24 protein-coding genes and 1 tRNA gene are annotated in these 20,936 nt (G+C 55.3%); 19 read left to right on the top strand and 6 right to left on the bottom strand.

Going from position 1 to position 20,936, the window contains the following annotated elements; translation table 11 throughout:
* Positions 1-11: 11 nt before the first annotated feature.
* The 7 genes from QMX84_RS02330 to dctM all read left to right on the top strand — a co-directional run bounded on the left by QMX84_RS02330 (position 12) and on the right by dctM (position 7,774).
* Positions 12-1,175: an acyl-CoA dehydrogenase family protein gene (locus tag QMX84_RS02330; protein ID WP_282363007.1), complete on the top strand. Its 1,164-nt coding sequence runs from the start codon at positions 12-14 to the stop codon at positions 1,173-1,175.
* A gap of 33 nt (positions 1,176-1,208) precedes the next feature.
* Positions 1,209-2,591: an MmgE/PrpD family protein gene (locus QMX84_RS02325; protein WP_282363006.1), complete on the top strand. Its 1,383-nt coding sequence runs from the start codon at positions 1,209-1,211 to the stop codon at positions 2,589-2,591.
* A complete protein-coding gene (locus tag QMX84_RS02320; protein WP_278937715.1) occupies positions 2,588-3,793 on the top strand; it encodes a CaiB/BaiF CoA-transferase family protein in 1,206 nt (401 codons plus the stop codon). Before QMX84_RS02325 ends, QMX84_RS02320 begins: the two co-directional genes overlap by 4 nt.
* Positions 3,794-3,828: 35 nt before the next feature.
* Positions 3,829-4,656: a CoA ester lyase gene (locus tag QMX84_RS02315; protein WP_282363005.1), complete on the top strand. Its 828-nt coding sequence runs from the start codon at positions 3,829-3,831 to the stop codon at positions 4,654-4,656.
* 64 nt (positions 4,657-4,720) lie between these two features.
* The gene (locus QMX84_RS02310) at positions 4,721-5,713 is read left to right on the top strand and encodes a TRAP transporter substrate-binding protein (RefSeq protein WP_153372607.1); all 993 of its coding nucleotides are present in this window, start codon (positions 4,721-4,723) and stop codon (positions 5,711-5,713) included.
* A 145-nt stretch (positions 5,714-5,858) separates the two neighbouring features.
* The gene (locus tag QMX84_RS02305; protein WP_282363004.1) at positions 5,859-6,497 is read left to right on the top strand and encodes a TRAP transporter small permease; all 639 of its coding nucleotides are present in this window, start codon (positions 5,859-5,861) and stop codon (positions 6,495-6,497) included.
* The gene (gene dctM, locus QMX84_RS02300) at positions 6,494-7,774 is read left to right on the top strand and encodes a C4-dicarboxylate TRAP transporter large permease protein DctM (protein WP_048370056.1); all 1,281 of its coding nucleotides are present in this window, start codon (positions 6,494-6,496) and stop codon (positions 7,772-7,774) included. The genes QMX84_RS02305 and dctM overlap by 4 nt, the downstream gene beginning before the upstream one ends.
* 78 nt (positions 7,775-7,852) lie before the next feature.
* Here the strand turns inward: dctM and QMX84_RS02295 are convergent, their stop codons facing one another.
* Positions 7,853-9,181, bottom strand: a complete 1,329-nt coding sequence (locus QMX84_RS02295) for an OprD family outer membrane porin (protein ID WP_082148729.1) — start codon at positions 9,179-9,181, stop codon at positions 7,853-7,855.
* 291 nt (positions 9,182-9,472) lie between these two features.
* Between QMX84_RS02295 and QMX84_RS02290 the strand changes: the two genes are divergently transcribed.
* From QMX84_RS02290 to QMX84_RS02275, 4 genes are all read left to right on the top strand, one after another.
* Complete coding sequence (locus QMX84_RS02290) at positions 9,473-9,883, top strand: NUDIX domain-containing protein (RefSeq protein ID WP_282363003.1); 411 nt, start codon at positions 9,473-9,475, stop codon at positions 9,881-9,883.
* 88 nt (positions 9,884-9,971) lie between these two features.
* Complete coding sequence (locus QMX84_RS02285) at positions 9,972-10,172, top strand: hypothetical protein (RefSeq protein ID WP_282363002.1); 201 nt, start codon at positions 9,972-9,974, stop codon at positions 10,170-10,172.
* Between the two features lie 730 nt (positions 10,173-10,902).
* Positions 10,903-11,445 (top strand): hypothetical protein, encoded by a 543-nt coding sequence (locus tag QMX84_RS02280; RefSeq protein ID WP_282363001.1) that lies wholly within the window; start codon positions 10,903-10,905, stop codon positions 11,443-11,445.
* Positions 11,442-11,882, top strand: coding sequence for a hypothetical protein (locus QMX84_RS02275; protein ID WP_262123131.1), 441 nt, complete (start codon positions 11,442-11,444; stop codon positions 11,880-11,882). The genes QMX84_RS02280 and QMX84_RS02275 overlap by 4 nt, the downstream gene beginning before the upstream one ends.
* Before the next feature lie 262 nt (positions 11,883-12,144).
* Here QMX84_RS02275 and QMX84_RS02270 read toward each other — a convergent pair whose 3' ends face one another.
* Both QMX84_RS02270 and QMX84_RS02265 read right to left on the bottom strand, forming a co-directional pair.
* Positions 12,145-12,342: a hypothetical protein gene (locus QMX84_RS02270; RefSeq protein ID WP_282363000.1), complete on the bottom strand. Its 198-nt coding sequence runs from the start codon at positions 12,340-12,342 to the stop codon at positions 12,145-12,147.
* 229 nt (positions 12,343-12,571) lie between these two features.
* Positions 12,572-13,042, bottom strand: a complete 471-nt coding sequence (locus tag QMX84_RS02265) for a hypothetical protein (protein ID WP_282362999.1) — start codon at positions 13,040-13,042, stop codon at positions 12,572-12,574.
* A gap of 149 nt (positions 13,043-13,191) precedes the next feature.
* Between QMX84_RS02265 and QMX84_RS02260 the strand changes: the two genes are divergently transcribed.
* Together QMX84_RS02260 and QMX84_RS02255 are read left to right on the top strand one after the other, a co-directional pair.
* Complete coding sequence (locus QMX84_RS02260; RefSeq protein ID WP_123748888.1) at positions 13,192-13,479, top strand: type II toxin-antitoxin system Phd/YefM family antitoxin; 288 nt, start codon at positions 13,192-13,194, stop codon at positions 13,477-13,479.
* On the top strand, positions 13,469-13,756 hold the full coding sequence (locus QMX84_RS02255) for a type II toxin-antitoxin system RelE/ParE family toxin (RefSeq protein ID WP_153333109.1): 288 nt from the start codon (positions 13,469-13,471) through the stop codon (positions 13,754-13,756). Before QMX84_RS02260 ends, QMX84_RS02255 begins: the two co-directional genes overlap by 11 nt.
* A 219-nt stretch (positions 13,757-13,975) precedes the next feature.
* Here the strand turns inward: QMX84_RS02255 and QMX84_RS02250 are convergent.
* Positions 13,976-14,062, bottom strand: a tRNA-Leu gene (locus QMX84_RS02250).
* A 555-nt stretch (positions 14,063-14,617) separates the two neighbouring features.
* Between QMX84_RS02250 and QMX84_RS02245 the strand changes: the two genes are divergently transcribed.
* The 3 genes from QMX84_RS02245 to QMX84_RS02235 are packed head-to-tail and all read left to right on the top strand — an operon-like array spanning position 14,618 to position 15,920.
* Positions 14,618-14,830 (top strand): hypothetical protein, encoded by a 213-nt coding sequence (locus QMX84_RS02245; RefSeq protein WP_282362998.1) that lies wholly within the window; start codon positions 14,618-14,620, stop codon positions 14,828-14,830.
* Between the two features lie 40 nt (positions 14,831-14,870).
* Entirely contained in the window at positions 14,871-15,470 is a 600-nt protein-coding gene (locus QMX84_RS02240; RefSeq protein WP_282362997.1) for a disulfide bond formation protein B, read from the top strand.
* Positions 15,471-15,503: 33 nt separating this feature from the next.
* Entirely contained in the window at positions 15,504-15,920 is a 417-nt protein-coding gene (locus QMX84_RS02235) for an Ivy family c-type lysozyme inhibitor (RefSeq protein ID WP_282362996.1), read from the top strand.
* Between the two features lie 74 nt (positions 15,921-15,994).
* On the opposite strand, the gene QMX84_RS02230 is transcribed toward QMX84_RS02235, so the two are convergent.
* Entirely contained in the window at positions 15,995-17,215 is a 1,221-nt protein-coding gene (locus QMX84_RS02230) for an EAL domain-containing protein (RefSeq protein WP_282362995.1), read from the bottom strand.
* Between the two features lie 226 nt (positions 17,216-17,441).
* On the opposite strand from QMX84_RS02230, the gene QMX84_RS02225 reads away from it, so the two are divergent.
* The 3 genes from QMX84_RS02225 (at position 17,442) to QMX84_RS02215 (ending at position 19,843) form a co-directional block, all read left to right on the top strand.
* Positions 17,442-18,488, top strand: a complete 1,047-nt coding sequence (locus QMX84_RS02225; RefSeq protein WP_153433052.1) for a DMT family transporter — start codon at positions 17,442-17,444, stop codon at positions 18,486-18,488.
* Between the two features lie 61 nt (positions 18,489-18,549).
* Complete coding sequence (locus QMX84_RS02220; RefSeq protein WP_048370076.1) at positions 18,550-19,137, top strand: DedA family protein; 588 nt, start codon at positions 18,550-18,552, stop codon at positions 19,135-19,137.
* Between the two features lie 169 nt (positions 19,138-19,306).
* Positions 19,307-19,843: a DUF4174 domain-containing protein gene (locus QMX84_RS02215; protein WP_282362994.1), complete on the top strand. Its 537-nt coding sequence runs from the start codon at positions 19,307-19,309 to the stop codon at positions 19,841-19,843.
* Between the two features lie 132 nt (positions 19,844-19,975).
* Here QMX84_RS02215 and punR read toward each other — a convergent pair whose 3' ends face one another.
* Entirely contained in the window at positions 19,976-20,926 is a 951-nt protein-coding gene (gene punR, locus QMX84_RS02210) for a DNA-binding transcriptional activator PunR (RefSeq protein ID WP_282362993.1), read from the bottom strand.
* Positions 20,927-20,936 lie beyond the last annotated feature (10 nt).

Below are 20,936 nucleotides of genomic sequence, written 5' to 3'. Positions count from 1 at the left end.
AAGGACCTGAGATGAATCCGTATCTGAACGACGACTACAACGCCATTCGCGAGGGCGTGCGCGCCTTGTGCGCCGAGTTCCCGGCCGAGTACTGGCGCAAGATCGACGAAGAAAAGGGCTTTCCTGAAGCGTTTGTGGCCGCCATGACCGAGGCGGGCTGGTTGTCGGCAATGATCCCCGAAGCCTACGGCGGCTCGGGTTTGGGCCTGGCCGAAGCGTCGATCATTCTCGAAGAAGTGAACCACTGTGGCGGCAACTCCGGCACCGTGCATGGCCAGATGTACAACATGTTTACCTTGCTGCGCCATGGCAGCGAAGAGCAAAAAAGTCATTACTTGCCCAAACTGGCCAGCGGCGAGTTGCGCTTGCAGTCCATGGGTGTGACCGAGCCCACCACCGGCACCGACACCACCAAGATCAAGACCACCGCCGTGCGCCGTGGCGATAAATATGTGATCAACGGGCAGAAGGTCTGGATCTCGCGGATTCAGCACTCGGACCTGATGATCTTGCTGGCGCGCACCACGGCGCTGGCTGAGGTCGAGAGAAAGGCCGATGGCATGTCGATTTTCCTTGTCGACTTGCGCGAAGCCATCGGCAACGGCCTGACCGTGCAACCGATTGCCAACATGGTCAATCACGAAACCAACGAGCTGTTTTTCGACAACCTGGAAATCCCTGCCAGCAGCCTGATTGGCGAAGAGGGCAAAGGCTTTCGCTACATTCTCGACGGCCTTAATGCCGAACGTACGCTGATCGCCGCCGAGTGCATCGGTGATGGCCGCTGGTTCAACGAAAAGTCTGCGCAGTACGCCCGTGATCGCGTGGTGTTTGGCCGTCCGATTGGCCAGAACCAGGGTGTGCAGTTCCCGATTGCCGAAGCCCATATCGAGCTGGAAGCTGCGGACCTGATGCGCTGGCGTGCCTGCGACGAGTACGACAACGGGCGCAACGCGGGGGCGGCGGCGAACATGGCCAAGTACCTCGCGGCCAAGGCCAGTTGGGAGGCGGCCAACGCGTGCCTGCAAACCCATGGCGGCTTCGGTTTTGCCAACGAATACGACGTTGAGCGCAAGTTCCGCGAGACCCGCCTGTACCAGGTGGCGCCTATTTCGACCAACCTGATCTTGTCTTACGTGGCTGAGCATTTGCTCGAAATGCCGCGTTCATTCTGAGCACGATCTTTCGTCTTTCATGGGGAACGCTGCATGAGTCAGCACACGCAAGCGCTTACAGAATTTTTGGCCAATTTGCATCACACGCAGTTGCCTGAAGCCGTCATTGATCGCACCGAAGAATTGTTTCTCGACTGGCTGGGCTCGGCGCTGGCCAGCCAGGGCATGCACCCGATTCCGCTGTTCGAGCGCTATGCCGCAATAATGGGCCCTGCCAGCGGCCCTTCTGGCATTTTGGTCAACGGCAAAACCAGTTCTGCGTATTTCGCCGCATTGGTCAATGGCGCCAGCTCACACCTGGTTGAGCAGGATGACCTGCACAACAGTTCGGTGCTGCACCCGGCGACCGTGGTCTTCCCGGCAGTGCTGGCGGCGGCTCAGGCACTGGGTAAAACCGGGCGCGAATTGATCGTTGCGGCAGTGGCCGGGTATGAAGCGGGCATTCGCATCGGTGAGTTCCTCGGGCGCTCGCACTACCGCATCTTCCACACCACCGCCACGGTAGGCACGCTAGCGGCGGCGGTGGGTGTCGGCAAGTTGATGGACTTTACCCAGGAACAATTCACCCACGTACTCGGCACGGCCGGTACCCAGGCGGCAGGCTTGTGGGAGTTCTTGCGTGACGCCGCAGACTCCAAACAATTGCACACCGCCAAAGCCGCTGCCGATGGCCTGCTGGCTGCTTACCTGACGGCTGAAGGGCTGAGCGGCGCACAGAACATTCTGGAAGGCGAGCAGGGCATGGCGGCCGGTATGTCCAGCGATGCGCAGCCAGGCAAGTTGTCAGACGGTTTGGGCACACGCTGGGCGCTGGTAGAAACCTCGTTCAAGTTTCACGCCTCGTGCCGACATACGCACCCGGCCGCCGATGCGCTGCTGGCGCTGATGCAGCGCGAGCGACTGAGCGCTGAGGACATCGCAGGGGTCACCACGCGCGTACATCAGGGCGCCATCGATGTTCTGGGCCGCGTGCAGGTGCCGCAGACCGTGCATCAGGCCAAGTTTTCCATGGGCACGGTGCTGGGTTTGATCGCTGTGTATGGCAAGGCCGGATTGCCGGAGTTTCATCAATACGCGCTGACCGATTCGCGGGTGAGCGATGTGCGCGACAAGGTGCGCATGGTGCTGGACGAGGAAGTCGACGGGGCGTATCCGCAACGCTGGCTGGGCCGGGTCGAGGTCACCACGTTGGCCGGTCAGACCTTGTACGGGCGCATCGACGAGCCCAAGGGCGATCCGGGCAATACCCTGAGCCGCGCTGAGCTGGAAGACAAATTTCGACGCCTGCTGGCGTTCTCCGGGGCACGCACTGACGAGCAGGCGACGGGCCTGATCGGGCTGGTCTGGAACCTGCGCGAACTCGATGACTTGAGCGCGTTGACGCGAACCACAACCTTTGCCGGGAGCGCAGCATGAACGACAACACCACCAAACCCCGCCCGCTGGACGGCATTACCGTGGTCAGCCTGGAGCATGCCATCGCTGCGCCGTTCTGTACCCGACAGTTGGCCGATCTGGGCGCACGGGTGATCAAGGTTGAACGCCCTGGCTCCGGTGACTTTGCCCGCGACTATGACGAGCGCGTCAATGGCCTGGCCTCACACTTTGTCTGGACCAATCGCTCCAAAGAGAGCCTGACCCTCAACGTCAAGCAAGACGAGGCCGGGCAGGTGCTCGACAAGCTGCTGAGCACGGCTGATGTGCTGGTGCAGAACCTTGCACCGGGCGCCGCGCAACGCATGGGGCTGTCGTTTGCTGACCTGCATGAGCGCTTCCCGAGGTTGATCGTCTGCGATATTTCCGGTTACGGCGAAGGAGGGCCTTACGAGCAGAAAAAAGCCTACGACCTGCTGATCCAGAGCGAGGGCGGATTTTTATCCGTGACCGGCGGGCCGGGTGAAAACGAGATGGCCAAGGCCGGCTGTTCGATCGCTGACATTGCCGCAGGCATGTATGCCTACACCGGCGTGCTCTCGGCACTGTTGCTGCGTGACAAGACCGGCGAGGGCAGCCGCGTCGATGTGTCGATGCTGGAAAGCCTGGTGGAGTGGATGGGCTACCCGCTGTATTACGCCTACGAAGGCGCGCCGCCACCGCCCAGAGCCGGTGCCGCCCACGCGACGATTTACCCCTACGGGCCGTTCCCCACAGGGGATGGCGGTACGGTGATGCTCGGCTTGCAGAACGAGCGTGAATGGCAGCAGTTTTGCGACAAGGTGTTGCTGCGACCTGACCTTGCACGCGACTCGCGCTTTAATGCCAATGCGCGACGTTCAGAGAACCGTGCCGAGTTGCGGGCCCTCATCGTTGAGACGTTTGCCCACATGACGGCTGAACAGGTGATTACACGGCTGGACACGGCGTTGATTGCCAACGCCCATGTCAACGACATGGCCGGGGTCTGGGCGCATCCACAACTGCAGGCGCGTGATCGCTGGCGTGAAGTGGACAGCCCGTCCGGCAAGTTGGCGGCGCTGCTGCCGCCGGGTCGTAACACGGCATTCGAGCCGCGTATGGATCCGGTGCCGGGTTTGGGCGAACACACCGACAGCGTGCTGGCGGAGTTGGGTTACAAGGCGCATGACATTCAGCGCCTACACGAACAAGGAGCGGTGTGAGGCTTGCGCCTCACACCTCCTGCATGGAGCAGTTCATGGACAGAAGTACTATTCGCTCGGCACTGTTTGTGCCGGCCACCCGGCCAGAGCGCATCGACAAAGCGCTGGGCAGTGGCGCCGATGCGGTCATCGTTGACCTTGAGGACGCCGTGGCGGAACACCTCAAGGTTGAAGCGCGCAGCAATCTGCAGGCTTATCTGGAGGCCAACCCACAGGCGCGTATTCTGGTGCGTATCAATGCGCCAGCGCATGAGCAGCAGGCCGCTGATCTGGCCTTATGTGCTCGCTACCCCGGCGTGGTCGCCGTGCTGCTGCCCAAGGCCGAAAGCGCTGAGCAGGTGGAGCGGGTGGCAGCTTGCGCCAAGCCGGTCTGGCCCATCATCGAGAGCGCCAAAGGCCTGCTTGAGTTGCCGGCCATTGCCCGCGCCAACGGGGTCGAGCGCTTGAGTTTTGGAGCGCTGGATCTGGGCCTCGACCTGGGCTTGATGAGTGGCACTGCTGGCGCCCAGCGCATGCTTGATCAGGCGCGCTACGCCATCGTCTTGCACAGCACCCTGGCGCATTTGTCGCCGCCGCTGGACAGCGTTTTCCCCGACATCAAAAACACTGAAGGCATGACATGCATGGCTGCCGATGCCCGGGACATGGGCTTTGGCGGCTTGCTGTGCATCCACCCCAGCCAGGTGGCACTGATTCACGCGGCCTTTATGCCCGGCCCTGAAGAGCTGGACTGGGCGCGCCGGGTGCTGGATGCGGTGGCGGCTGGCGGCGGGGTCTATGTGGTCGATGGGCAGATGGTTGACGCGCCCGTCATCGGGCATGCCCGACAGTTAATACATCGGGCCGGCGTGACGCCTGCCTGAGTCAAAAGCATCACCACGAAAAACTAAGCACGACCAAACAATAACAACAAGAGGTACATGCCCCATGTTTAAACACACCCTCAAGGCTTTGGCCTGCGCCCTGCCACTGTATGCCGGTCTGGCAAGTGCGGCAGATCCCATCAGTATCAAATTTGCCCACGTAGTTGCCGAACACACGCCCAAGGGGCAGGGCGCCCTGATGTTTAAAAAGCTGGCCGAAGAGCGCCTGCCTGGCCAGGTCAAGGTCGAGGTGTACCCGAACTCGTCCCTGTTTGGTGACGGCAAAGAGATGGAAGCGCTGTTGCTCGGCGACGTGCAGTTGCTGGCGCCATCGCTGGCCAAGTTTGAGCATTACTCCAAGCCGATCCAGATCTTCGACTTGCCATTTCTGTTCAACGACATCAATGCACTCGACCGCTTCCAGCAGAGCCCTGAAGGCCAGGGGCTGCTCAAGTCCATGGAAAGCAAGGGCATTACCGGCCTCGGTTACTGGCATAACGGCATGAAGCAATTGTCGGCCAACAAGGCGCTGTACGAGCCCAAGGATGCACGCGGCCTGAAGTTCCGGGTGCAAGCATCGGCGGTGCTGGATGAGCAGTTCAAGGCGTTGCGCGCGGCACCACGCAAGATGAGTTTTGCCGAGGTGTACCAAGGTCTGCAAACCGGGGTGGTCAACGGCACCGAGAACACCTGGTCGAACTATGAGAGCCAGAAGGTCAACGAGGTGCAGAAGTACTTCACTGAATCTGACCATGGCGCCATCGACTACATGGTGATCACCAACACCAAGTTCTGGAACAGCCTGCCTGAAGATGTACGCACGTCACTGGATCAGATCATGACTGAGGTCACGGTCGAGGTGAACAAGCAGGCCGAGGAGCTGAACCAGGCCTCCAGAAAAACCATCGTCGATTCGGGCACCAGCGAAGTCATCACCCTCACACCTGAGCAGCGCGAAGAGTGGCGTGAAGCCATGCGCCCGGTCTGGAAAAAATTCGAAAAAGACATCGGTGTCGACCTGATCAAGGCAGCGGAGCAATCCAACCAAAGCAGTTAAGACCTGAAGTGCCGCCGGTAATCGCATATGCGCTTGCCGGCGGCAGCGTCAATGGCGAAAGCGACAGCCTGCAAGGTCTGTCGCGCCTTGGCTTCATTGGTTTTAGTCGTCGCTTTGCGACCGCTCTTTCAAGGGGAGATTACCCATGCAGGCATTTTTTCGTGTCTGGAATCGTGTGGAAGAAGTACTGGTGGCATTCCTGCTTGCAGGCATGACCCTGGTGACGTTCTCCTACGTGGTCTTCAACAACCTTTACGGTGTTTTTTATTCTTTGGGCGACTCTTTACCCTTCGCCAACGACGCGATGCTCAGCATCGGCGACGGCATTCTGTATATCGCCCAGGAGATGACCTGGAGCGTGGCGCTGACCAAGGCCATGTTCGGCTGGTTGATCTTTGTCGGGCTGGCCTGGGGCGTGCGCATTGGCGCGCACATTGGTATCGATTTGCTGGTGCGTCAGTTCAGCCCTGAGAACCAGCGGCGTGTGGCGTTGCTTGCCTTGGTGATCTGCCTTGGCTATTGCGCACTCATGGCTTACTCCAGCGAGCAGTGGGTCGCCACGCTGTACGCCGTCGGCACCAGCGCCGAAGACCTTGACCGTTTCGGTATTCGCCAATGGCAGATCGTAATGATCGTACCGCTTGGTTTTACTCTGATGTTCCTGCGCTTTTTGCAGGTGTTCGTTCGTGTTGTGCAGGGCAAACAGCAAGGGCTGGGCTTGCACAGTGAAGTGGATGAGGCCGTGAAACTGGCTGAAAACGACACCTCGGAGAACGCCAAATGACTATCAGCTTCCTATTTGTCGCTCTGTTCGTGCTGATGTTTATCGGCATTCCGGTGGCGATTTCCCTGGGCTTGTCCGGGGCCATGACCATCCTGTTCTTCAGCAACGACTCGGTTCGTTCCCTGGCGATCAAGCTGTTCGAAACCAGCGAGCACTACACGCTGCTGGCCATTCCGTTCTTCCTGCTGTCTGGCGCCTTCATGACCAGCGGCGGTGTGGCCCGTCGCTTGATCGACTTCGCCAACGCCTGCGTGGGGCATATCAAGGGTGGCCTGGCGATTGCGGCGATCATGGCCTGCATGCTGTTTGCGGCGCTCAGCGGGTCTTCACCGGCAACTGTGGCCGCTGTGGGTTCTATCGTGATTGCCGGGATGGTGCGCTCTGGCTACAAACAGGAGTTTGCCGCCGGTATCGTGTGTAACGCCGGTACGTTGGGCATTCTGATTCCGCCGTCGATTGTCATGGTGGTTTACGCCACCGCGACCGAGACCTCGGTGGGCAAGCTGTTTATGGCCGGGGTGATCCCTGGGCTGTTGCTGGGTGTGGTGTTGATGATCACCATCTACATCCTTGCACGGGTTAAAAACATGCCCGCGCTGCCGCGAGCGTCGTTCAAGGAAATCGTCACCGCAGGTCGCAAAGCAGGCTGGGGCCTGATGCTGATCGTGATCATTCTGGGCGGTATTTATTCCGGCATGTTCACCCCAACCGAAGCCGCGGCCGTAGCAGCGGTGTATGCGGCCTTTGTGGCGATCTTCATCTACAAGGACATGACCTTTCGCGAATGCCCGAAGGTGATTGTCGAGGCGGGTAAGCTCAGCGTGGTGCTGATGTTTATCATCGCCAACGCCATGCTGTTTGCGCACGTGTTGACGACCGAGCAAATCCCGCAGTCGATCACCGCCTGGGTGGTTGAGCAGGGCTTTACACCGATTGAGTTCTTGTTGGTGGTCAACGTCGTGTTGCTGGTGGCGGGCACTTTTATGGAGCCGTCCGCGATCATCCTGATCCTGGCGCCGATCCTGTTCCCGATTGCCATGCAACTGGGCATCGACCCGATCCACCTGGGCATCATCATGGTGGTGAACATGGAGATCGGACTGATCACACCGCCAACCGGGCTCAACCTGTTTGTGACCTCGGCGGTCACGGGCATGCCGCTGACCCGTGTGGTGCGTGCGGTGTCGCCGTGGCTGCTGGTGATGCTGGCGTTCTTGATACTGGTGACGTACGTGCCATTTGTATCGCTGGCACTGCCGAACTGGCTCGGGATGTAAACGCTGCGGTAAAGCTAAAGGGCCTGCACGCGATGAGCGTGCAGGCCCTTTTTTGTAGCCGCTGACGGGGTGTATCGACTACCAGAGTGGAACCACGTAGCTGACATACAGACGGTTTTCGTCTTGCACGGTCGCGCCAGTAATATCCGGGCTGGCGTGGGCATTTCGCCAGGTCACACCCAGACCTTTGAAGGTACCGGTCGGGATCTGGTAGGCGAGGGTAACGTTGCGTTCCCACTCGCTGGTGGTGCCTTGCGCGGTACGGATGTCATCACCGTGGGCATACGACGTGGCGAAGGTCAGGCCGTTGACGCCCAGCTTGCTGAAGTCATATTTGTACTGCGCCAGCCAGGTGCGTTCACCCGCATGCTGGAACTTGTTCAATTGCATGTTGGTGAGGGCCGGAGTGTCGGCGCCCGAACCTGGGCCTTGACGGTTGTCGCCGCTGTTCAGGCCGGAATCCAGGTACGGGAAGTCGCTGTCGCCGCTGTTTTTCTGGATGCCCAGGCCCACGGTGTGGCCGTCCAGGGTGTAGCTTTCGAGCAGGCTGACGGTGGACTGGTTGATACGGCCTTTGGAGGCGCCATTGTCATACAGGCCGGCAGCGGCATAGTCTTTGTCGCCATCGGCGTTGCCGCCCACACCCAGGCTGCGGTACAGACGGATGTCGGTGTCAAAGGCACCTACAGCCACCGCGTCATGGCGCTTGGCGCCGAGGAAGAACTGCTGGTAGTAATCCTCAAGGTTGGAATACCACAGGCTGACGGTGGTGCCCGGCAAGCCGGTGTAGTCGGCGCCGCCGAACAGGAAGCGATCGCTTTCTTTGGTACCGCCAGCGGTGATCATGCCCTGATCGCCGGTTTCGTTACGGATTTTGGTCTTGAGAATGTCACCTGCAGTGAAGGTGAAATCCGTCAGGTCCTTGGACACCAGTTGCACGCCGGTGTTGGTCTGCTGATACAGGCGCCCGTCAGTGTTGGCCAGGACCGGGTTGTTGCCGTACAGCGTACCCACGCGCAACTCATCTTTAGCGAAGCGCATTTTGAAGGTAGGGCTCAGAACGCCGAACTGATCGGCAGATTTGCCATCATCCAGCGGGAACATACTGCCCGGGTAACGACCCTGGTGGGACTTGTCGTTGAGGTCACCACCGGAGTCCAGCTTCAGACCATAAAACCCCTGCAAGTCCAGACCAAAACCAACCGGACCTTCGGTGTAGCCAGACTTGAAATTGAATTCAAAGCCCTGGCCCCAATCGCGAATACTGTGGGCCTTCGCGTTGCTGTTAACTACATCGCGACCCTGTTGATTGAGGTAACGGTTAAGCAGGGTTAGATCGGCGTGACTGTCATCGATAAAGTCGGCGTGTGCTGACAGCATAAAGCTCGCCATGGCGACCCCCACCATAGGGCTTACTAACTTCTTCATTGATCCCGGTCTCCGTCATTATTCTGAAATTAAAGCGTCAAACGCTTCACATAATTAGGCGATTCCTATGTGACAGTTCGGAGTCAAAAGCGGGTTTTGGCAGATGAAATTAAATTTAAGAAAGCCCGTGGATACGGGGGGTTTGCAGGTGTTTTTGAGGTTTTTGGCGAGTGCTGTGACTGCCATCTGGAGGCCGCGCGCGAGGCTGGAATTCGTCCTGAACTGCGCGCCCGACACGCCCCTGAAATTCAACAATAAAGGAGTCATTGCATGACAGCGGACAAAGCGTGCCCTGTGGTGTTACGACGGGGTCAAACGCTGGAAATCCTTGCGTTTGAACACCCTTCGGCAGGCTTGCAACTGGTCAAAGGCAGCGTTGAGCCGGGAGAGCCGACCGACGTGGCAGCCGTACGAGAATTGTTCGAAGAAGCGGGGATAACCGCCACTGCAAAACACGCTTTGGGCGAGTGGCGATCGACGTTAACGGGGCACATCTGGGCGTTTCATGAATGTCATGTTGACCAGGAGCTTCCCGAGACGTGGGCGCATTTTGCTGACGATGACGGAGGGCATGAATTCCGGTTTTTTTGGCACCCGTTGATGAGTGAGCCGTCAGACAGCTGGCATCAGATCTTCAAAGATGCTTTGGGTTTCCTCAGGCAGACCCTCGCAGACACCTAAATTTACGCTCAACTATCCGTGAGGCAGCGTGTCCAAGGAGCTTCGTCTGGTGACAGTTTTACAGCCAACGTTGACAAGGAGGGAGAGAATGAAAAAATTCATAGGCCTGGCGGCGCTGATCCTCCTGGCCGGATGCTCGGCGAATCAGCCAAAACAGTCCGAACTTAACGACACCCAAGCGTGCATGACCTACCGATCGATGATGACCGCCCCCATGGCCCCGGATGCGATGCAGCGTCTGAGAGAAGCGTGTGAACAGTCGAGGGTGCGTCATGCAGAGATCTTGTAGGAGCTGTCGAAGGCTGCGATCTCTTGACGTTCAAAATCAACAGTTGTAGCCTTCGGCAGTTCCTATATCGCATTGCGTTTCGTCAGCCGTAGCTTGACTCACCCCTCAGCACGGCGCTCGAGCGCAAATATCCAGCGTCGAAGTGGGCCCCAATACGCCAAATCAATCACATCAAAAGTAACCCATACCCGGGTCCTCACTGAAAACGCCTGAACCGCTGAGCTGGGTGAGATAGCAAGCGGATTACTGATCGATACGAGTGATTGATGCGCACTCCCGATGTAGGGCGAATTCCTGGTGTCGAGAAGACCGACCTGTAATGTTCCGCTTACGTCTGGAAGGCTCAAGGACAAGGTCTCGCCAGTTGCCAACCGACCTATACACGCGCTCTCAAAAAAGACGGCAAGTGGCGCGCTCCGGCCAAAAGCATTGTTTAGAAAACCCTTCTTTCGATGAATGGTGATGTCCATGTGCCGCCCTTCATTGACCGAGTGCACTGAGTATTGGTCAGTCTGACGATAATGGCGAATCACTCTCTAACCACAGGGGTGGATTAGTACAGGTGTGCTAATTGAAGAAGAGTGTTTTGATGTTATCGTTTTTCTTGTATTGGTAATGTTCGAAATATTCCGTGCTTTGATTAAAAAAAAAATATTTAACGTCTGCTCATTATTTTGGAAGGTTCGGTAAGTGTATGTCAGGGATATTCAGGTTGGGTGGTGTGCTAATAGTGTTGGCGTCGTTATTGACGGGGTTTAATTCGGCACTGGCTGACAGTAAAGACCCTGTTGACGACTGGTGGCTTGTTTACAGCGTCGGTACGGGGAAAAACAACATTATGTTTGTCGCCGACCTCACTTCCATGACACCACCCGTTAAAAAGGGCGGTACACAGTTTGTCGAGGTTCGCCAGATCTTCGCTGATCCATCAAAACCGCTGGTGGACGTCTATACAGTTGAAGTTCAATGCGCCAAACACAGGGCTCGTTTTGTTAAAGGCACATCGACTGATCGAGCCAGTAACGTACGTCGAGATCTGGACGTGTCCAATGAGTGGCTCACACTGGACGATAATGCACTGTTATACACGTTTGGATTTGTGTGTAATCCGCGGGATCGAGTCTTCAATGGCATGTTGTCGTTGGGGAAGTTTACTCATAAAAAGCTGCTGGAAACTATCGCGGAGTTACAAGCACCGCCGAAAACGCCGATGGAAGAGTTGGAACAGATGTTGGGTAATGATAAGCCGTACGATCCTGGTGAGATGAAATGAAAGTTTATAAATGGCTTAAAACGGTTTTGTTGATAATGCTAGTGCCCGCTTTTATGGTGACCAGCGGCTGTTCGGTGATTGCTCAGAATCGCTGGGAAGGTCGCGATGCCCAGGAGGCACTGAATTTGTTCGGCAGGCCCGATACGATGAAAGCAACGCAAGATTCTGCTGGAGAGAAACTCGTTGTGATGACGTGGTACAAAACCTCTCAGTGGACGACTACCGAAGCGGCCGGTACGTCTATGACTCATGGCGCTGGTGGTATGACTCATACGGAATACTATGAGCAAGTGGGCCATGGATCGGACTGCAAACTGGAAGCGACGGTCAATCAGGCCAAGAAAATAGTGCTGTTTAAAATTCAGGACGGAAAAATACTGCATGGCAAGTGCCAAAATATTCCTTACGTTCCCGGTTATATTCCGCCTGGTTTTTAGGGGGAACGACCAAAACTTACGCCCTGAACAGTGCATGAACGAGGCTAACGAAGCCATCGCTGCGTGAAATTTCGCGAGGGATGCTTGAGGTGGTCAGTATGATCATCACTTATGACGGCACGATCACTTTTAAATGGGAAATGGTTGCTGATGAATATTGTCAGAGCGAAGCAGACGAATTTGAGGCCGATGCAGACTCTGCACCTTTTTAAATAACACAAAAAAGCCCGCTCGACGGCGGGCTCTTTTTTCTAGCTAAGACTTACAAAGAATCATTCTTTTGTTTTTTTAGTTCAGCTGTGCATTCAGGTTTATTGTTGAAATCGTACTGCACTACGAAGTAGCCTTTGTCTCTGGAAGCTGCTCTGGCATCAATCGCAATGCTGCTGATGTCATTCTTAATTCCAGGCCCTTTCCATTCAGCCGCCAACGTTCGATCCTGCTTGTAAAGGCTGGTCATCCAGTCATTTGAGTCCTTTCAAATGCTTCCAGGCATCAAGAAGTCATAGATTTTTGGCTTTCCGTAGATTGCGGTCAGGGCATCTCTCATAGAATCGTAGCTTGATTGTAACTGATGCCCGAAGTCATTCGTTTGTATAGATTTCCCAATTGCTCTAATCACGCAAAGCCCGACCGTGGGCGAGATAACCAAACCGTATTGCTCAAAAGCATCGTTCGGCTTCGGAGCCTTATCGAGCAAATACAGATTTAAGGGTTTGCTCACTAGTCGCAATAGTTGAAAGCTTCAGTGCCAGAATAAGTCCTCCACTGTATTGCGCGGCTTCAGCCTTTGCAGAAGCGATATCCACCTTGGTTTGTGCTATTTCGGCAGCTAGTTTGCTGGCGAGTTCCTCATCCGCGTTAGAGGCAACTGTAGCTACGGTTACGCTACTTTTTGATTGGACAGCCAATATTCGTTGCTCTAACAGTGCTTGATTAGTTTTAAGAACCTCAACTCGAGTAGTAATTAGATCCTTTATCAGCCCCCCGCTATAGTTGGCTGACGACTGATTCGCTGAATCAATTTCTTGCTTCGTCTTTGATAGCTCGCTCTCCAATTGTGAGACGTAAGCCTTTTGTTCCTGAGTGAGTTCTTTCTCTGTGCAGCCTTGAAGCATGAAGACGGCCCAAAAAACCAGAAAGTATCCATATGTGCGCAATTCGCATTCCCTCCTTAGTTGAGTGGGCACTTTACCATTTGTGGCGTTCGGCCACCTTTGGCGTTGAGAGTTGAGAGAAGGTAGCGCCATTCGCTTGCCACAACTAAGCATAAAGACCAAAATAAAGACCTTTTCAGGAGGCATAATCTATGCAAAACGTTTTCGCTGACGTGGCTGTGAGCGTGTCCGAGCTCAAGAAGAACCCTTCGGCGGTGCTGAGCGGGGCAGGCGGCGCCACTGTGGCTGTCCTGAACCATAACCGCGTTATGGGTTACATGGTTCCAGCCGAAGTCTATGAGGCCATGATTGAGCGACTGGACGACCTTGAGCTAGCGCAAGTAGCCAAAGCTCGTATTGAGGCGGGCGAGGAGCCTGTCCGTGTATCGCTCGACGATCTGATTGGCGAGGCTGAGGCCGATATCGCAAATGGCCGTTGAGTACACCGTCGAATGGGACCCAAAGGCGCTGAAGGAATTACGCAAGCTGGACGGTGCTGTACGTCTTCAGTTTTTGCGAAAGCTTGAAGAGCGCCAAGGCCGCCCGCGAGTGCCTGGCGATGCGCTTCATGGCTTAAAGGACTGCTACAAGATCAAATTGCGCGGGGCAGGGTACCGATTGGTTTATCGCGTCGAGGATGAGCGGATTGTCATCCTGGTGCTGGCCATTGGCAAGCGAGAGCGCGGCTCAGTGTATGAGCAGGCAGAGAAACGCTAAGCCAGATACAAGAAGCCCGGCGCTTGGCCGGACTTATCTATGGCGCTTTCTTTTCGGTCATAGGTTGCTGCGTGGCTTGAGTGCTTTCTGCAATTGGTTTTTCCGACTTACCGGCCTGATAAAAATTTGTACTATCAGGAATTGCGGAACAGCTCTCAGAATTGCGGAACAAAAAACAAAGGGCCTGCACGCCGAAAGCGTGCAAGCCCTTGATTTGTTTGGTGCCCGAAGCCGGAATCGAACCGGCACGTCCTTTCGAACGGGGGATTTTAAGTCCCATGCGTCTACCAATTTCGCCATTCGGGCGGTAGCGCTGTAAAGCGGGTCATGCAGGAGGTGCTTTGACGTTCAAAGTACTCAGTAGCCTGCGTGACAGGTGGAGGAATATATAGACCCTGCGACGTTGAGGCAAGTTGGTTAGTGCTTTTTAAGTAAGTTTTTTTGAAATCCCCTCGATTAAAATCGTCGAAAAATCAGAGAGCTAGGGAATTAGCGGAAAGGTTTGGTCGGATTTATCGCGATTGTGTGTAGGACCGAGTGGCTGCTCGGGCTGGCGATTGCTGCGGGTTTGTTTAAAAGCGCATTGGCAGTCGAGGTTTATGGGCCAGGCACAGCCAGCATCCCCCTCACAAAAAATATGGCCTGACGGCGAATACCAGCGGCATCGAGGACTAACCTTGAAGCGGATGGTTCTCCAGGTTCGATGAAGGGTAGAGCGTGAGCACTAGGGCATCTTGCTTTTAAAAAGTGCTGGTCTACCCTGATTTCCTTGGCGTTCTTCAGTTTCGCCATTCAAAGCGAGTCGCCTCTTCGGTAAGCGCTAATGCAGTGCAAGGTTAATCAAAGGGAGTTGATGCCACCATGATGTTTGTCGTTTTTGCCGTACTTGCATTGGTGCTGGTTGTGGGGTGGTTTGGTCGCAGGAAGTGGGCGCTGATACTGCTGTTTGTGTTTTTTGCTTTGGCCATCAAGCTATTTCTCTGGGAAATATATAGCCCGGAATACGGTTACAGAATGCCTTGGATTCAGGTGAATAACGCGGGTAATGAGTTCCCGGCCAGTACACGTGCGTAATCAAGTTTTCTCGAAAACCAGCGATGGAGCGCCGGATGCCATGAATCGTTTTTCTAATAAAGTAGCGGCGGGGTGGGGTGAGTACGCGTCGCCGCTGCTCTATGTCTATTTGCTGGGGATGATGGCGGTGCTTGCGGGGATATTGACCACTGCCATGACCCTGCAATATGTCGACGGTGAGTTGCCTTGCCCGCTGTGCCTGTTGCAGCGCGCGGCCATGCTGGGTGTATGTTTCGGGATCATGCAGCAATTGCGGCATGGGTACTCCTGGTTCAATACCGGCATTTGCCTGGCGTTTTCGGTGTTGCTGCTGATTATCTCGGTTCGGCAAACCTTGCTGGATATCTACCCGCGCCCAGGGCATGCCTACGTGGGCAGTGCGGTGTTTGGCCTGCATATGCCGGTCTGGTCAGTGATTATTGCGCTCTGTCTGATTACCGCGATCGCTTTGCAACTGATCATCTGGGGCGCCAATAAGCAGGTCGCCGATAAACGCATTGGGCTTTATCCGGGCCTGAAGACTATTGCGTGGGCGCTCAGTTTTTATGTGATTGCAATCGGGGTGGTCAATTTTGTCTCGGTTGGGGTTCAGTGCAAGTTCAATCAATGTCACACCTTTAGTTATCAATTACTGGATTGAACAGTGTTGAGTGTGTCGAAAAGGAGTAAATCAGTGAAAACAGCTATTACGTTGGCTTTTGTGGGGGCCTCTTTACTGTCAGGTGTTGCCAATGCACAGACGTCACAATACTTGTTTGATGTGACGGGCAAGAGCCCGTACAAACAGGCCTACCAGGACATGCTGGCGTTCCCTGAATGGGTGCGCACCGGCCAAGGCACTTCGACGCCGCTGCAAGAAGTGGTCATCGATGGGCAGAAATACACCCTGGGCCAAATGTGCAAGCCCCATGACTGTGCGGATAATCAGCTGATTGTTATTTTCAGCCCCGACAAGAAAAAAGCATGGGGTTTGTTGGCCACACGATCGGCTGATGGTCAGTCGTTCAATACACAGCTCCTGGGTGCGCCTGAGGCGACCATCAAGGAGTATTTGAATAAAACCCTGGCCGAGAATAATCCAGAAGACTAAGCGGTTTGCCACGCAAGGCTGGGCCTGGTTCTGTTTCATTGCGCGCTCAATGAAGCAGGAACAGGCCCGTTTTGTTAGTAGGTTGTAGTGTTGTCCAGTAAAAGGGTGAGCAGTTGCTCGCCTGTCATAGGAGGATGGAAGAAATTACCCTGTGCTGCATCAACGCCTAAATGTTGAAGCTGCGCAAACTGTTTTTCTGTCTCAACTTCGTTGGCGATGACTTTTAAATGGAGTGATTTCGCCATGGTGACAATAGAGCTGATGATTTGATTCTTTTTGATGGAGCTGTTTTTTAAAGCAAAGTTTGTGTTGAGCTTTATTTGTGTGAAGGGCATGTCGGCGAGGATGTCGAAAGGTGAGTCACTGGCGCCGAAATTTCCCAGTGATAATCCAACTTGGCAGTTCATGAGTGTTGTGATGTTATCGATGTATTCGAGACTCATGGGGGTATCGACTTTGCCCGAAATTTCCAGTGCGGTTGTGTGCAGTGGAATGTCGAATATTTTCAATGCTTCCAATACGTTGCTGGCGAAATGCCTGGATTTTAACAAGGAAGCATCAATGATGTACGTATAAAGAATAGTGGGGTCGATATTCAGGGTGTGGCGGTGCAGTTGAATGGCATTGGACAACGCGCAGGAGAACAATGCCCAGTGAACGATGTGTTCAGGAGTGTCGTGCTTGAAATGGTTGGTACTTAGCCTGTCATAAGCCGGATGGCTCCAGTGCGCGATAACTTCGATGCCGGTAATCGTTTTAGTCAATGCGCAGTATTGAGGCTGGAAGTAGGCGGTTACACGGTCGGCCTGTACGTCCTGAAAAGGGGGCTGAAAGTCCATGTCCTTATGAAGTATCTGTTTCAGTGTTTCTTGCTCGACACCTGATTTGAATACGTTGTTTTTAGCGATGTCTTTTAACGTAAGTGCTTTTTTCAGCAGGCTGTGTATTTTGACTTTGCTGATGTCGTCTTCGTAGCGCCCCAAATGATGTTTTTTATAGTGTGTCACCAGGTTGCTTGCGCCCCACTTCATTGGTTTTTCAAGTTTTTCTGATTCCATGACTGAAAAAAATGAAAAGTATTCGCACAGATCCCTCAAGTAGCTGAGTTCTTTAAGTGAATTAAATGAATCGCAGATAACGACGTCCAGTTCGACAAACGGAGGTGTGAATGAAGTCGGTTCACTATCGTTCTCGGGTGCATGAATATTAATGATGCCGATCGCCTTCAGTAAACCAGTCAGGGCTTTGGTTTTTACAGGGCTTGCACAAAAAATTACAACGTTCAGGGTATTCATGACCAAACTCTCCTTGTCTATTTTTAATGTAAATAGACAAGGCTCGGGCGTCATTCAGACAATTCCTGTTTTTGTGAGCGCGCACCCGGCTATGTAGTCATTTTGTAAAGCGGGAGCACCTTGGATTTTGTCAGTGATCCTGCCATAAGTCATAACCAGTGTTAGCTGTCGTTCAGGGCAGCATGGCTAGGCTAGGATGCACTCAGGTCCTGAACGGGTTGGCATCATGAATACCAGCGTGATTTATGCATTGGCTGCGGCCGCACTGTTCGGCGCCAGCACGCCGCTGGCCAAGGTGTTAGGGGCTGAGGTGCCGCCTGTGCTGTTGGCCGGTTTGTTGTATTTAGGCAGCGGAGTGGGCCTGGTGCTGGTGCGTTGTCTACGCGATCGTGGCTGGAAACCTTCGGGGCTACCTGCTGGCGAATGGCCGTGGCTGGTCGGAGCGATTCTGTTCGGGGGGGTGTTGGGGCCGGTTGCCCTGATGTTTGGCTTGACCCGCACCAGTGGCGCCACCGCTTCGCTGATGCTCAACCTCGAACCGGTGCTGACTGCGCTGTTGGCGTGGGTAGTGTTCAAGGAAAATGCTGACCGCCGAATTGTTCTGGGCATGTTGGCGATTATCGCCGGCGGCCTTGTGTTGTCCTGGCCAGCCGGGCACACCCCGGATGTTTCGCAGTCGTGGCTGGGGCCCATTGCTGTGGCGTTCGCTTGTTTATGCTGGGCGGTGGACAACAACCTCACGCGCAAAGTATCGGCTTCTGATTCGTTGTATATCGCCGGTTCCAAAGGCTTGTTCGCAGGTTTGGTGAATTGCACGGTCGCGTTCACATTGGGCGCGCAATGGGTGCCGGTGCAGGTGTTGACGCCAACCCTGCTGATTGGTTTTTTAGGCTATGGCGTGAGTCTGGTGCTGTTTGTGCTGGCACTGCGTGGCCTGGGTGCGGCACGCACCGGGGCTTATTTTTCGACGGCGCCTTTTTTGGGCGCGGCCATTTCAATTCTGGTGTTGGGCGAGTCGGTTTCGCTGCTGTTTTGGCTGGCTGCGGCTTTTATGCTGTTCGGGGTGTGGCTGCACCTGACCGAATCCCATGCTCACCTGCATCAGCATCAACCGCTGGAGCATACGCACCGGCACACCCATGACGAGCACCATCAGCATGAACATGATGGGGATGAACCTGCGGGCATCGCCCACAGTCATACGCATCAACATGCACCGATTCAGCACAGTCACCCGCATTTTCCGGATATTCATCACCGGCACACGCACTGAACAGAGCGTCTCTTGCAGGAAGCAGTAACACTTTTTATTGGAATGGAGCGCCAGAGCGCACATGTTTGAACACATCGATCTAAACCACTTGCTGGCCACTTATGGCTATCTGGCCATCTTTATTGGTTGCCTGCTTGAAGGTGAGACCATCCTGATTTTAGGAGGGATGGCAGCGCACCAACATGTGCTCAAACTGTTGCCGGTGATCGGTTATGCCAGCGTGGCCGGGATGCTCGGCGATCAGTTGTTGTTCTGGGTCGGGCGCTATTTTGGCGAGCGATTGCTGCCCCGGTTGCACAAGCAGAAAGCCGCCATCGATCGGGTATCGCAGCTAATCAACCAGTACCCGACGGTGTCGATTTTTTCCGTGCGTTTTCTCTACGGCATGCGCCTGGTCGGGCCGATGGTAATCGGTGCGAGCAAGGTGTCGCCGTTGAAATTCACCTTTATCAACCTGTTGGGCGCAGTGGTGTGGGCAACGCTGTTCGTCAATGCGGGGTATTGGGCCGGGGAGTTTCTGCAAGGCGTTTTTGGCGACCTTAAGCCATACCGTTTGCCGATTGCGCTGTGTGTCATCGGAGTGATGGTGGGTATTGGCCTGATTCGCCATTACCGGGCCAAGCGTCGCTCTGCGGCTAAAACCAACTGATGACACAGGTATTTCAAGATATTTAGGCGTGGTTGCAATAACTAAACGTGAAAGGCAAAGTCCAAAAGCCCGGTTGCGCCTATGCTTCCTACAACAGGCTCAGCGCCGAGGGTTTCAGGGCCTTGGCGGTACATTCGCGGACCCGGTCCGATAAGAAAAGGAGATCTGGATGTTTATCCGTTTATTGATCCTCGCCAGTGTGCTGGCCACCAGCACGGTCCAGGCCATTGAGGTTCCCAGCCCACTTGAACAGGATCGCGGCAAGTCCCGCCCGTTAATCATTGTTGCCCGTACACCGGCTGACCCGACACTGACCGCACTCAAGAAGGAACTGGAAGACCCGGCGATTCAGCAGGGCTTCAAGGACCGCAGTCTGGTGCTTTATGAGGTTGTCGGTATTGCCGGTAAGCGCGATGGCAAAGACCTAGAAACGCAGTCCACGATGTCCCTGATACGCGGGCTTAAGCCCGGGATGATCATTGATAAGGCCAAGGTGATTCTGATCGGCAAGGACGGTGAGAGGAAATTTGAAGGCGAGGGCGATGCCGACCTGCCTAAATTGTTCGCCACCATCGATGCTTTGCCGGCCAGCGAGAAAGAAACCCAGGCGCCGCCAGAGGCTGTCCCCCCAGAAAAACCGGGTAAAGGCACCAAGCCTGCAAAGCCCGTAAAACCTGCCAAACCCGTTAAGGCACTGGAAGATTAAAAGCGTTTTTCGCGCGCAAAAAAAAGCCCGCTGGGGGGAGCGGGCTGAACGGGATTCACTAAAGGAGTAGGTTCAAATTAGCCCTGACGATGTGAAAGTGGTGTGAAAACCATGTCGTCAAAACGCTAACCTTTATGACCTCTCTGTTTGCGCCTCAAAATCCTGCTCCCCCACGTCCTGTTCGTTGAGCCATTCAAGGTTCAAGGTCGGCGTATCGCCCAAATACTCCAGCAGCCAGTTCATCGCGGGAGACTGATGTGTCTGGTTCCAGGCGATGCACGAAGGGCTGGAGGGGAAGGGCCGTTGCAACGGCAGGGCGACCAGACGACTGTGCGCAATCAAGGGCTGCGCCAGGTGCGCAGGCACCATGCCAACGCACAATCCATCACACAGGCACGCCAGACCCGTGGCCCAGTCGGGCACCATCATTCGTCGCTGGTTATCCAGTGTCCAGGTATCGCGCTTGGGCAGGCTGCGCGAGGTGTCGTCCATGCACAATGACGGGAAGGGACGCAGTTGCTCGTCATTCAACGGGCCCTGAAGTGACGTCAAAGGATGTGCCGGGCTGGCTACACACAGCCAGTGCAGCGAACCCATATCGCGAAAGGCAAAGCTGGCCGTGACGGGGATTGCCCGGGTCGCGCCGATGACGATATCCGTACGCCCGTCGACCAGGGCATCCCACACGCCGTTGTACACCTCGTAATGCACGAGCAATTCCACGTCGGGAAAGTGTCGGTAGAAATCCAGCAGCATTTGCTGGCAGCGGGGTTGTTTGACGATGGCGTCCACGCCGACCCGCAACTGGCCGCTCCAGCCATTGGCCACCTGCTGGCACAGACGCCGGGTGCCGAGCATTTTTTTCATCACATCGCGGGCTTCTTTGACGAACACGCGCCCGGCGGGTGTCAGCTCTACATCCCGATGACGACGGACAAACAACGGCACAGCGAGCCATTGCTCCAGCTGGCGTACGGTGTAACTGACGGCGGAGGGCACCCGATGCAGCTCTTGTGCGGCGCCACTGAAGCTCCCGTGGCGGGCGACTGCGTCAATGACATCCAGAGAGTATTCAGACCACATAGCTTGCCTT

This window comes from Pseudomonas sp. PS01297 (assembly GCF_029959305.1).
Lineage (GTDB): Bacteria > Pseudomonadota > Gammaproteobacteria > Pseudomonadales > Pseudomonadaceae > Aquipseudomonas > Aquipseudomonas helleri.
The sequence above is the reverse complement of the archived record's forward strand: the minus strand, read 5'-3'. Positions and strand labels throughout refer to the sequence as shown.